Source organism: Niallia sp. XMNu-256 (genome assembly GCF_036670015.1).
Lineage (GTDB): Bacteria > Bacillota > Bacilli > Bacillales > Cytobacillaceae > Bacillus_BD.
The window spans coordinates 1,731,843-1,745,056 of record NZ_CP137636.1 but is presented as its reverse complement, the minus strand read 5'-3'; the positions used below and the strand labels follow the sequence as shown (position 1 = coordinate 1,745,056).

General features: G+C 35.4%; 11 protein-coding genes. 1 reads left to right on the top strand and 10 read right to left on the bottom strand.

The features are described 5' to 3' along the window. Positions 1-185: 185 nt before the first annotated feature. Positions 186-2,027 carry a DNA/RNA helicase domain-containing protein gene (locus R4Z10_RS08865; protein WP_338472816.1) on the top strand — a complete coding sequence of 614 codons (1,842 nt, stop codon included), beginning with the start codon at positions 186-188 and terminating at the stop codon, positions 2,025-2,027. Positions 2,028-2,446: 419 nt separating this feature from the next. Here the strand turns inward: R4Z10_RS08865 and R4Z10_RS08860 are convergent, their stop codons facing one another. From R4Z10_RS08860 to pglZ, 10 genes are all read right to left on the bottom strand, one after another. Continuing rightward, a complete protein-coding gene (locus R4Z10_RS08860) occupies positions 2,447-3,295 on the bottom strand; it encodes an HNH endonuclease (protein WP_338472815.1) in 849 nt (282 codons plus the stop codon). Between the two features lie 288 nt (positions 3,296-3,583). Next, positions 3,584-3,856: a hypothetical protein gene (locus R4Z10_RS08855; protein ID WP_338472814.1), complete on the bottom strand. Its 273-nt coding sequence runs from the start codon at positions 3,854-3,856 to the stop codon at positions 3,584-3,586. Positions 3,857-3,883: 27 nt separating this feature from the next. Further along, on the bottom strand, positions 3,884-4,735 hold the full coding sequence (locus R4Z10_RS08850; RefSeq protein ID WP_338472813.1) for a hypothetical protein: 852 nt from the start codon (positions 4,733-4,735) through the stop codon (positions 3,884-3,886). A 7-nt stretch (positions 4,736-4,742) separates the two neighbouring features. Beyond that, positions 4,743-5,015: a hypothetical protein gene (locus tag R4Z10_RS08845; RefSeq protein ID WP_338473200.1), complete on the bottom strand. Its 273-nt coding sequence runs from the start codon at positions 5,013-5,015 to the stop codon at positions 4,743-4,745. Between the two features lie 147 nt (positions 5,016-5,162). Beyond that, positions 5,163-5,924 carry a UvrD-helicase domain-containing protein gene (locus R4Z10_RS08840; protein ID WP_338472812.1) on the bottom strand — a complete coding sequence of 254 codons (762 nt, stop codon included), beginning with the start codon at positions 5,922-5,924 and terminating at the stop codon, positions 5,163-5,165. A gap of 50 nt (positions 5,925-5,974) precedes the next feature. Then, complete coding sequence (locus R4Z10_RS08835; protein WP_338472811.1) at positions 5,975-6,265, bottom strand: hypothetical protein; 291 nt, start codon at positions 6,263-6,265, stop codon at positions 5,975-5,977. 2 nt (positions 6,266-6,267) lie between these two features. Next, on the bottom strand, positions 6,268-6,444 hold the full coding sequence (locus R4Z10_RS08830) for a hypothetical protein (protein ID WP_338472810.1): 177 nt from the start codon (positions 6,442-6,444) through the stop codon (positions 6,268-6,270). Between the two features lie 835 nt (positions 6,445-7,279). Continuing rightward, a complete protein-coding gene (locus tag R4Z10_RS08825) occupies positions 7,280-10,480 on the bottom strand; it encodes a helicase-related protein (RefSeq protein WP_338472809.1) in 3,201 nt (1,066 codons plus the stop codon). A 57-nt stretch (positions 10,481-10,537) separates the two neighbouring features. Next, positions 10,538-11,254 carry a hypothetical protein gene (locus tag R4Z10_RS08820; protein WP_338472808.1) on the bottom strand — a complete coding sequence of 239 codons (717 nt, stop codon included), beginning with the start codon at positions 11,252-11,254 and terminating at the stop codon, positions 10,538-10,540. Between the two features lie 14 nt (positions 11,255-11,268). Continuing rightward, positions 11,269-13,203, bottom strand: a complete 1,935-nt coding sequence (gene pglZ / locus R4Z10_RS08815; RefSeq protein WP_338472807.1) for a BREX-3 system phosphatase PglZ — start codon at positions 13,201-13,203, stop codon at positions 11,269-11,271. Positions 13,204-13,214 lie beyond the last annotated feature (11 nt).

The following is a 13,214-nucleotide window of genomic DNA, read 5'->3' as shown; positions in this document are numbered from 1 at the left end:
AATAAATTATTCACTCATATTCCCTCTTCAAAACCAGTAATATACTAACACTTTTTCGTTTAAATCTAACTCAATTACTCTATCATTCGAATTGAAAAAATTTCTATCAATACAAAGCCCGTATTGTATAATAGGAATTACTAGTAAAATTATACTATATTTAAAACTAAAACGAGGTGTATAAAGTGAATAATGGATGGTCTGGAACAATTCAACAATTCTTGCAACTTAATTTAGGTGATTTCATCAATAAAATTGAATTATTCGTCTACGGAGACAGTACGGTAGAAACAGCTACGGAACATCAAAAAAGAGCATCACAAATAAAAGCATGGAAAGATAGTTTCCACAAACTTCAAATGATTTTCCAGCAATATGACACTCTTGATGGTTCACTTATATTTGAGTATGAAATATTACGTGGTGGCGGACGTCGGCCTGATGTTATTTTAATCTTAAATGGATATGTCGTTGTAATTGAATGTAAAAGTTATAATAGACTTTCTCCCTCTGAGTACATTCAAACTTCCTTATATGTCCGTGACCTGGAACATTATCATTCTGAAATACATAGTACAAATACAACAGTCGTTGGTACACTTTTACTCACAAATCATCATGATGGACGTCTAATTTTAAATCCAGATCATCAAATATACGTTTCAACGGTTAATAGCTTTCATAAGTTGATCAACGGAATTATTAATAAACCTTCTAGATCATTTGACTTATCTCAATTAATAAATGGAGTATACGAACCTTCTCCTTCCATGTTAGAGGCTGCCAGATCCATATTAAACAATGAACCTTTACCAAACATTAAAGCTGTTGCTAGTAGCAATTTTGAAGAAGTTCAACACACCGTTTTGCAAATTATTCAACAAGCACAATTAACGAAAACACATCATTTAATTTTAGTATCTGGTGAACCTGGTGCAGGTAAAACTTACCTAGGTCTAAATATTGCACACAATACGAATAATGCTGTTTATTTATCAGGGAATGGACCATTAGTAGATGTGTTACAAGATACGTTAAAAAATAGAACCTTTGTACAAGGTCTATATGGTTATAAAATGGATTATCTTGAAAGAGGAATTATTCCGATTGAACAAGTCATTATTTTGGATGAGGCCCAAAGAGCCTGGGATTCAGGAAAAGTAGATCAATCTCTAAAAAGAAGAAACAGGCCTCTAATGCATTTAAGTGAACCAGATATCATTATGCAAATTGCTACTTCAAACAAACCATGGAGTGTAACAATTGGTTTAATTGGTGAAGGTCAAGAAATTTATTCTGGTGAAGAAGGCGGATTAAAACTTTGGAATACTGCGATAGCAGGCAAAAATATTATTGTTCACTCTAAACATCATAGCTCATTATTTACGAATGCGCGACAATATAATACACACAACCATCTACACTTAAATTGCTCATTCCGCGCACATGCAGCTTTAGAATATTATGCAATTGTTAACTCATTATTAGATGAACAATTTGACTTAACAAAAGAGCTTGTTGGTAAGCTTTCAAAAGATCGCTATTCACTTTTCATTACAAGAGATTTAAATAGAGCAAGATCAGTCGTAAGTAAACTTTATATTGATGATTTTAAAACAACCGGGGTTATTTGTGCTAGCGGCGCAGATGGTCAAAAGAAAGTGCCAGTTATCCCAAGAGATGCGCTATACGAGAAACCTTCTAAAGTCGCTCAGTACTTTAACTACCCTGATTCAAAGTTTTATTGTAAAAAGTTAAACTACTCTACAACAGAGTTTCATACACAAGGGTTAGAATTGGACATGACCATTGTCCACTGGGATAATGATCTGTATTTAAAAGATTGGAAATGGAATGCCGAGCATCTCCAAAGGAGTGTAGAAGATCCGTTTCAAATCAAACTCAATTCATACCGAGTGATCTTAACGAGGGGCAGAGATGGAACTATTATTTATATTCCACCGAAGACTTGTTTAGACGAAACTTGGAGAATTTTGACTGAATATATTGGTATTCCGGTACTTTAATATGCACTCTAATTTCAAACACAATTTTCTTCATTTATGGTAAGAAACGCGGGGACTGGACTTTTCTCGCGTTTCATTTTCCTTGAAATTAGTGTTAGATCTCTACTCCGAGGGAAGGAGCAGTGAAATACTAGAAGAACGAAATTACTAACGCCACTTTTAACAGATTTCTGAATATATTAGCTAAAGTAAAACAGGGTATTCTGATGTCGGCATCATGTATGAGACCCTGATTGGCTTCAGAGAAATATCTTTTCAAAAATCGTAAACTATCTATCCATGATATAATCTTTTTTTGATCCTCTTACGGGCATTCTTCCAATCTTGTATATCGTCTTCTCTCCCTATGCCAATAGAGATCGCTAATAAATTGAACTTCCGTTAATTGTAAAAGGTCCCAATCTTATATTTTGGTTCCATTAAAAATGTCCGCCTTCTTTATCTTCGTTGATATGTTGATGCACCTTTTTCTTTAATTTCTCGACATCAATTGGATCATCAACAACATGCATTTTGTCGTGGCAGTTCGGACACAGAGCGATCGTATTGGCAATGGAATCCTCTCCTCCACGAGATAACCATTTGATATGGTGGGTATGAAGATGTGGTTCCCTATTTTTATTGAGAAAAGGCGCGGTTTTTTCACACAGTTGACAAACCCCATTGGCCCATCGCTTCGCAAACTCGGTTACAAATGGATCTCGTTCGTAAGTGATAGAAGTAATTTTCCTTTTTACATGATGATGGACAATTGTTTTTGCCCGAGCAGCTAATTCCTCATCATTGAGCTTCTTTGCCTTTTTCTTACGAAGCTCTTGCTTGCTTTTTATCCACTTTTCAGGGATCGCTACATTCTGTTTCTTCCCCTTTACTTGCAATGAGAATACCCAAACTTGACGATTTTGACCTAAGGTATCTAATTGCCTTTCTTGATACGGCTCTCCAGCTAATTCAACAATACCCATGTACACATATTTTTGTGGTTCAAATACTTCAAATAAATGAACCTCAACACCATTAGAATTAGATTGGGCTAATGTCAAATTTTGTGAGGTTAATGTTTGGTCTCCTTCCCGTCCCATCCCCGTATAGAGAAGGATAGGACCTTCCCAGCGATCTTCATATAATGCTTTTGTATGATCAGACACTAGAACGAGCGTATTGGTTTTATGGGAACGCCGCATCCCGCCTTGGGGTGCACATCCAAACACCTTTGTGATGTCCTCGTTATTAAAAACTTTCCCTAGTTTAATTTGAATGGTTAACAATGGTCTCACTCCAACTTTTTGAATTTCGGTATGTTTATTTCATAGATTCTGAAAATGGTTAATGTATGATAAATGAAAGAACCTGGTTTATAAGGGGATACCAAAAGGAAGGTGTTACGAGAGTAAACAATTAAATGAGGGTGGCCTTGTTTGACCACCTGTCTCTAGTAATTACTTTTTAACAGCTTTTCACGTAATGCATCAAGACTTCTATCAACATTTGTCACATCTACAAAAAATAAACGGACCCTCGTTTCAAGTCCATCGTCCTTAAGAAAGGATTCAAAGCTACATGTCTGCTTGTGAAATCCCGTAATTTCGCTGAGGTTGATTACAGAGCGATTTCCACTTTGTATCCAGTATAATTTTACTTTGATCCTTTCGTGTCATCACCAGGTCAGGACGCAAAGCAAACTGTTTAGATTGATTAAATAAATAATAGCCTTTGTCCAGTGTGGATACTTCCCATGCAAGATCTGCTGATACTCGCTTAAGATTCTGAGCGACATAGGCTTTAAGTACCTTTTCTATAGGATTCACCCCGTTTACGACTCCTTGCACCATCGATAGTTACAAATATCTTTATTATTAAAGCTTATAAAACTTTACAATAGCCTTCTCTTTATCTATCAATTTGAACTCATCATAGCTTGTATATGTATTATTTTCATACTTCCAATATCTAGTTGTTAATTTATCATCTAATGACCACGTTACACCTGTGGGCCAATTCACGGGTACTTCCCTGTTAAAGAAAACGGCTGCACCGAATATTGGACAATTCCACTGTTTTGCTGCACCGGCAAATCCGTGTCTAGCAAAAAAGACATCCCCTGAATTTCCTTCACCTTTTGGCCAAAACTGATGAACCAAGTTTAGAATTCCATCAACACCTGGATTTTTTATCTGATGATTCTTAATTCCAAATGAATCATAGCAAACAGCTGTATAAAACTTTTTCCCTTTGATCTCGATAATCCGGTTAAACCCTTCTTCTTCACTTAGAAAAGATTCTGCTGGATCCATATATTCATTTGGAGCCGGATGGAACTTTCTCCCTATAGATTGAATTCCTTTTCTTGAACAAGTAACTGCGTATTGGTCTCTTCCTTGGTTTCCATCAATTCCTAAGCAAACAACAAGATCAGAATCTAATTTATTTAAATGCGTTTTAATTTTTTGTTCCAACCACAACAACTTGGAACGAGCTGGCAAGTGATCTGTACTAAAATATCCGGCTGGAAACAATAGTAGATCCAGTTTTTCTATTGATTGTTCAATAATCTTGTACAGTAAATGTAAGCGAGATTGATTGTCATACCTAGCATTTGATTCTAAACAAACCGTTCCAATTTTTACATAAGGTTGGGACGGACTCTCTATAACTTTTGTGTCAATACAATAACGTTTAAACTTTTCAACGTCTTTCGGATGATGCACATCTAATTTACACCTTACTACTATCGATGGTACTAATTTTTACTTTCCCATCCTCTTTTTCAAACAATCGTTTGGATTGATCATTTTCGGTAATCCAATAATAGTCAATCCCATATTCTTTCAAGGCATTTGTGATCATATCGATGACCGAGTATTTCAGCGTTCGTTTGACTCGATATAGAATCAACATTTCTTGATAGGGAACTTTCTTCTCCTCATTTAATTTTTGAATCTGCCTAGCCACCATTTTAATTTCAGTATTAAAGTTGTTCGTTTTAATAATGCCTGGCTCTGGACCCTTACGTCTTGTACTTTGAGGGGCAATGATCTCCCCTTCGATTCTCGATTCACGACTTTATTTTTAAAAATAGAATGCTTCTGGTAAAAGTCCCAAGCAAATTTAATAATCTGCGCTGTATTCCGATAATTAATCGATAGAATTCGAGACCTGCCCCTGAAGTTTAAACCGGTATCTTGTATAAGAACGCTTTCTTTTGTAAATGGTTTGAGCTCGATCCTCCACCAATAAAAAGGATTGGGTTTCCTTATTAATAAGGAGACTCACCAAGCGGAGCCAATCGGATTCAAAATCTTGACCTTCATCAATTAAGATCGCATCATATTTAGGTAAAAAAATCGCCTCGTTATTTTCTAGTTTTGAGATCATTGTTGGAATTTGCTGCTCTCTTATTTTTAAGTCGTTTTTCAGCCAGGAATGGAAGTTTCGTACGATCACATTTTTATTGTCTTTTGGAACCTCGACAGAGTTATTAGTAAAATCAAAATCAAATAAATCCTCTGGTTCATTCAACATATGGGTCACCATTTGTTGGATTCCATTGGCCAGTGAAATATTGTAACATAGGATCAAGATTTTCCAATCTGGATGTTCTTTTGACAGCATTTTGGCTCGGCCTGCTAAAATCAGCGTCTTCCCACTGCCTGCAACACCTCGAATCAGCAGATTTTTATCACCGATTTGTTTTGCTAGATTTTCCTGATGTAAATCCATTGTTTTAATAATCATGAAGAGACAATAATAACTGGTCTTGATACGGTACAGGAGGTTTAAATTCCGCACTAATCCGCACTTCAGGATATAGTGATAACGAATCGCATTAATATCTTCATATGAAAGAGGTTCTTTTAGTCGAAAAGGAACAACAAACATATTTAATATCTTTTCCATGAGTATTTCCTCAGAAAATTCCTCTTTCTCAGGATCAATCTCATCTCTTGTTAAGCAAAGGTCCGGATCAATGACTGAATAAAGACCATCTTTAACAAAATCCTTTGAATAAAGTCGTGTAAATACCACCCCGTATCATAAGGGAATTTTAGCCGAAGCTTATATTTCCCATCCAATTGATCGAGGTTTTTATCCTTTTTTAAAACATCAACAATGTGAAAAGTATAATCTCTTGCCTGTTTCAATGGACTTTTCACAATGGTTTGCTCGACTGAGGAAGCAATAATATGCCATTCATCGTAGTTAATTTGAAATAATGTATTCTTTGTAAAATCTTTCACTTCTAATACAACCGACCTAAATCAGGACCAAAAATAACAAAATCCGGTCTCTCTCCAAGAATATCAGGTTCGTAATAAACGATATAATCATCTCGTAGAAAGGTTTTTAACGTGCGGAACAATAACCTTTCTCCCGTCGTAGCCGATGATCGAATCGATTCCGCGACTGTAATTGCCATAGTATCCGCTCCTAATATTCCTATTTTTCTATATTATACTACAATATACCTATTGACGATAATAGAGAAAAGTAAAAACACAAAAAGGACGGTTCCTATGTTTTATTTTGAAACATAAAAACCCGTCCTTATAAAAGGCCTAAATAAGATAATATATACTCTCTGATTTCTGAATTACCTCTATAACCATTAAAATACGCAAGACTTAGAATTGTTTATTAAGTTCTCTACTTCTATTACGATCCAGTTTTGTAACTTTTGTCACAAGTTTATAGGTAGCAACTTAAGTACTTTATTTACTTCCTTTAACCCAAAATTAAACACATGGACAGTAATTTTCAGAGAAACATATATGTTTCATGAATATTAATTACTATAGCTAAATGATCTGTAGAGGTAAACCTCTGCGGTTATTAAAGCAACTCTTTTCCAAATTCAAGTGTTCTGCAAATTTCAACAAACTGGAGTCGTTTTATGTTGTAACCAGGCACCCAAAATTTTTTGATGTCTATATCCATTAACCTAACATTCATCTGATTAATTAATGTACTATTACGATTATCTAAATTCTCCTGTTGTTATTGATCTAACATTTTTAAAGTTTCACAATATTGTTGAGTAAACGACTTTTCCAAAAACATATGCATTTTATTTAGCCGCTTCTCTCCTTCGGATAAAATGTTTTCACGAATTACTAAGGATTTATTATAACTTCTGAAAGGCAATAATTTTTAATTTCCGTTTCATTTTTTACATTGTAACATAGCTCACTAGTGACTTGTCGATTATCCCTATGAAACTTTGGCGAACAATTTCAAACACTGTTCGCCGTCCGTCATCTCCAAAAAACGATTTCATCTTTCATCGCCTTCTCACTAACTACCTCCCCGTTCCTTACGACATAAATATAAACCTTCTCTAAAATGTCATGTAAATCTTCCAAATAAAACCCACCTGGAATAAATTGTTCGTTTTCAGTTAAGATGATATATCGTTCTTCCCCATTAAACCGCTCGCTATAAAAATCAACTAAACTTAAATTATTAAACATCCTAACATTTAAACGACCATTTTCCCTTTCATAGTTCAATACTACATCAAAATAATCAACAGCAATTACCCGATCACAGTTAGCTGATGGAAGAACTTCTAAAGAAATAATTTTCTTCGGAGGTTTCATCGAAATATTTTTCTGACGCTGGATCGTCGTCAGTCGTTGCTCTTTCTTCATATCTATATCAATCAGTTGGGCATTCATTTGGTTGATTAATGCACTATTGCGATTATCGATGTTTTCTTGTTGGTATTTTTCCAATCGTTCCAGGGTATCACGATACTGTTGATTAAATGACTTCTCTAAAAACGCAACCATCTTATCCAATTGCTTCTCTCTTTTGGATAAGACTTTATCCCGAATCGTAATAGACTCTTTAAAGATCTCATTTGTACATTGATTCGTTACACTCGTTTCTACGCTAAATGATTGATCCAGAAATTCATTGGCAAATAACCAATATGGATCGATTGGAATCACATCTCCATTACTGCGTTTAGCTAAATGAATATATTCATTTTCTAATTCTTTTCCTGTCCCATCAACAATACGAACATGATAAACTTCTACATGGAGCTTTTCCGGAACATTAGCTGAAACGGTGTAATGTTGCCAATCCTTTCCTTCATTTTCTTTTTTCATCAACTGGAGACTCACCTGAAATAATGGATGACTTTCATTGATCATTGGAACTTCTTCCGATTCAAATTCTAATGAATTCGTAAAACGATAGCTTTCTCCCTGATAATCCTGTAGTTCCGGAAGATAATCACGGATAAATTTTGGTAATCTCTCAATCCGCATCACTTTTTCGTCTTGGGACTTCAACACTCGAACACGTTTTTTTTCAAAGACATAAGTCGTTAAATCCGTGTATGCCCTCGGAGGAATTCTTTGGACTGAAAGAGTATTCTTTTCACGCCTTAGTTCCGGAAGATCCACAATATCTTCGATCATTTTCTCCTCTTCCATAACTCTCAAAAGATTTCTATGTTCCTGGGACAATGTTTTATCCATATCAGCTATAATGTCATCTAAATTCTCACGATGTAGGATTGCTTGTTGCATTAAATCAGCTAAACTATCATAATGATCCTCTAATATTTCCCCTATAAAATCATAAACAGCATCAGAACCTAGATCAGACTTCATTAATTCCATTTTTTCTAATAACTTAGTCATAACACTACCCTCTCGTGTATTTTGCGCGACTAAATTAAAAACAAAGACTTCATTTTTTTGTCCAATCCGGTGAATACGCCCCATTCGTTGTTCCAGTTTATTTGGATTCCATGGAATATCATAATTAATCATTTGGTTACAAAATTGAAGGTTGATGGACTCCCCACCTGCGTCTGTTGCAATCATAATTTGACATTCATTGCGAAATAATTCAACTTGTTTCCTACGTTGATCCATTGAAAAACTTCCTACGATTTTAGCCACTCTGGAAACCCGTTTTAACAACTTTTCTTCTAAATAGTTCAACGTATCAGCTGCTTCTGTAAAGATAAGGATTTTTTCATTATGATTTAAAAGTCCACTTGGACCAAATAGAGTGTCCTCTAGTTCTTGATACTTTCTTTCAACAGCATAGAGTTTAATATTTTCCGCCTGTTGAATGAGCTTTTTCAATATCAATAATTCCTTTTTCAACTCTTTTGGATCAATCACATCAATGGACTGTTCAAATTGATTTTCAAGTTGTTCCTGAATCTCACTTCCTTCTTCCAAATAATTCTCGGTATCTACCGATTTTATTTTTCGCATAAACTTTTGACGCTCTTCTTCCGTTTGCTTATAAAGCTTATATAACCTCTTGTACCTTCTCTTTAACGAAAGATAGATAGCATCAATCGATGAGCTGAGCCGGCGCTGAAGTAACATCATCGCAAAAGCCGTACTTTGACTGCCATTATTAATCGCTCGATTATAGTAGTTTTGTACATACTCTGTTACAGCTTCATAAAGTGCTAGTTCTTCATCTGTTAATTGGTATTGAATTGTTTTAGTGGTCCGTCTTGGAAATATTGGAGACCCATCAAAGTTTTTGAGATTCTCTTTTAATCGTCGAATAATAAATGGATTTGTTTTTTCTTTTAAGCTTTCATTCGACTTGTTAGAAAAAATATCTTCATCAATTAACCTCATTAAATGTCGGAAGTTTTCAGAATCTCCTTTATGCGGTGTCGCGGTTAATAATAAGCAATGATGGGTCTTTTTTAACAATGATTCCCCCAATTGATATAACTTTGTTCGAAACGTTTTTCTTTTTACTGTACCGTGTGTATAAGCAGCCATCTTATGTGCTTCGTCAACAATCACTAGATCAAATTGGGCTTCTTGAATAAGAGCTTTTATCTCTTCTCTTGAAGCCCAATACATAGAAGCGAGACAAAAACCATTCGCGATAAAGGGATTCTTCCCCCCATATTCCTTTATTGTGGCTCGATTAATAATATGAAAATACTCGTCAAATTTTTGTTCTAATTCCTCTTGCCACTGTTTTAGTACTAGCGGTGGAACAAGAATTAGAACTCGCTCAATACCCAACCTTGCTTTTAATTCTTTTATCAACATCCCCGCCATAATCGTTTTCCCGGCTCCAGGATCATCAGCTAGTAAAAAACGAACTTGAGGAACTTGAAGCATTCGGCTATAAACCGCTTCAATTTGATGTGGCAATGGCAATAATTGTTTATTGCCCAGTGCTCTCGTTTTTGAAAACTTCATCTCATTTTTCATATGTAAATATTGCAAGTATTTTTGCACGTCGATTGAGGATATCGTTAAAGAATCCTTTTCTCGATTCAAGCGTGTAAAATCTTGTATTTTTTCTTTTTCTAACATAATTTCGTAATATTGATTTGTTTCCTGTCCAATTGCCTTAATGATGTAATAATCTACAAAAACTTCACATTTTTTAATTTCCACACTTTCTGGGAAATATGAGCTGGATATGATATCGCCTATTCCTAGCATAAGCACCCCTCCGTCTATAAAAAGAAAACCTTATCCATTTTTTGAATAAGGTTCCGTTTATCCTACACTTCGCTCAACGACCAGCGTATCTATTCCTTGTCGATAAAAAGCGAATTCACTTTTTTCACGTAATTCAAGCACATTTAAATCATACGAAAATGGAAAAAACAGCGGATGATTTTGAATCATATCTAGCTGCAAAGATGTGTTTTCTAATACTTGTAATAGCACTTGGATAATAAAAGCTTGTAAGTCAGGATGTTGGATTGCAATGGTTGAATGTAAGCGATAAGAACGTTTTTTTTCTGGAAGTAGGACTTCCCATGATTTCATACTCATCAAGACAGCACTTGTCGCAACTTCCACCCGGCGCCGGTCTCCATACGCTTCCTTCATTCTCTTTCCAACTTCTACACTAGCTACTACATCTTGTAAGCGAAATAACTTGCCAAATACATACGCTAAATCTTTAACAAAGGGATAAGCAGCTAGAGTCATTCCCCAATGAACTAAAAGTCGTTCTTCTTTTGATAAGGAAGAGAATATCTCTAACATTTTATCGCGAACTGGCACCATGTCGGGATCGACTAAATACCAAATTTTCATTAACATGGTAATCGCATTTTTCCTTGACTTTGCTCCTGTAATATCATTACGTAAATATCCATCTAAAAGTTCATACATCTCACTTCGAGAAGATTTCTTTGTATGATGTGCTGTAAAATCTAATTGATGTAATAAGACCTTTTGATCGAATCCAACAGGCTTTTTCATCAAGTATCCTCTCCTTATTTCTGCTGCACCTTAACAAAGGGTACAATCACTTCTTCAAGACTTATTCCACCATGGGTCACAACTTTCTCTCCTTTTGATACAAAAGCTTCACCATACTGGGACAAGAGAACATAATAATCATCAGGAAGGCCAATATTGCTCCAAGGAATAGCATCGACTTTAGACAAAGAATCAGCATATAGTGTACGATCACTATAAATCCGAACTCTTTCTCCCTTTTGATCCACTAAAACACCTTCGGAAATCCGGCCTATTCCTATTGCATTTGTGTTCCCGTGATCTGAAGTGATATAAATCGTAAATTTTTCAGCCATTAAATCTAATAATAATTGTACTAAATAATCGCTTTCTAGCCAAAGAGTTAAATTTGAAACAAGACTTTTTTCACCAAGAACGGCATGATGTGTAAATTGGTCAATCACATCAATTACAGCACCATATACTTTTACCGAACTTCTCTTTAACGCATGAATATGCTGGGGATTATATTCTTCTCTCCCTAATCCTCGCTGATACGCTATATATTGTTTTAAGATTCCTTTACTTTCCCAAAACGCCTTCCAATATTTCTCTTCAGAGGAAGTGGTTTTAATACGATTACCAAAGGTGTAAGGAACATTTCCTGAAAAGATCGCCTGTCGTGAAACAGATGTAAGTGTAGGCACCCACGCAAAAACTCCACTTTCTTCAAAAGCAAAACCATGTTTCTTCAAATCGTTTTTCACTTGTTTCCATTGCACAAAACTCATTCCATCTAAAACGAGTAGAGCTACTTTCTCTCCATCAGCTTTATGAGCATGAACGGTGTGCGGGATATGGTGAACCATTTTCGGTTTTGGAAATGGGGGCAAGCTTGTTAACGTGTGATACTGATGGAGCATCCACTCTTGAAAACGTTTATTGACTTTCACCATCAACTTTTCTGTCTCTTGATTGTATCCAGCATCCGCACTTTCCAATACCGTATATCTATATTCGGCCACTAAATCTGCCAATTCAAGCCAATCTTTATACCATTTTATCGTTGAAAGCTTATGCTCAATTTTTTCGCTGATATGTTTCAGTTTTTGAACCATTTCTTCATAAGTACCCTTTTCTTCAATTCCCGTTTTCATCCAATCTGGAACGAGCTCTATCGGGACATCTTTTGCTTTTGCTAACAATCCTTCCAGAAATAAATCATTCATCAAACGACGTATATCATGATTGGCAAAAGGATGTGACTGATAGTCCTCTCTTTTTTCTAAAGCCTGTCCATTTTGTGTCGCGATCGTATCAGCTACTAAAGAAGCCCACTGTTTTTCTACAAAGCTATAGAATGAAGCTGACGAAGAAATCATTTCCTTTAACGGTAAATCCTTAAAAACGGCTATTTTTTCAAACTTCTCAAACAAAAAAGTTTGTACGACCTCAGGCATTTCCTTTTGACCATAATGAAGAGAAAGCAATAATTTATACAGTTCAACTTCACTATCAATCAATTCATATGGGATCTTATACAACCGCTTTACGATATAATCCAACGTTTCCCTTTCAGAAGAAGAGCCTTGATACTGCGTGTGCACAGTAAACAAGGCATCAAAATTCTCTCGATTCATACTTCGTAGGATTGGCGCAGAAAACTTTGGAAAAATGGAACCAATATGAAGATGAAGAAGAAAACCTTTTTGTAAAAACTCATATGGAAATACAAGGTCCTCGTTGCTATAAACAATGAGTTTCCATTGATCCTCTAGATTTCGATAATGTTGCTCATATAGATAGCGAAATGAGACACTATCCTCAAAACGAAAAATCTCATATCCCAATGCTTTTAACACATCGACAATTTCCTCATCATTTAACAAATAATCCATATCATATACTAAAACCAAAGCACTGTTCAAATTCTGAAATTTCTTTAAAACTTCCTCGCGCCAACTACTCATATTATCACCAA

Bases quoted from the DNA above. Each gene is read 5' to 3' on its own strand.
- R4Z10_RS08820 (WP_338472808.1), bottom strand. From the start codon at position 11,254: ATGAAAAAGCCTGTTGGATTCGATCAAAAGGTCTTATTACATCAATTA.
- R4Z10_RS08840 (WP_338472812.1), bottom strand. From the start codon at position 5,924: ATGGAAAAGATATTAAATATGTTTGTTGTTCCTTTTCGACTAAAAGAA.
- R4Z10_RS08825 (WP_338472809.1), bottom strand. From the start codon at position 10,480: ATGCTAGGAATAGGCGATATCATATCCAGCTCATATTTCCCAGAAAGT.
- pglZ (WP_338472807.1), bottom strand. From the start codon at position 13,203: ATGAGTAGTTGGCGCGAGGAAGTTTTAAAGAAATTTCAGAATTTGAAC.
- R4Z10_RS08830 (WP_338472810.1), bottom strand. From the start codon at position 6,444: ATGGCAATTACAGTCGCGGAATCGATTCGATCATCGGCTACGACGGGA.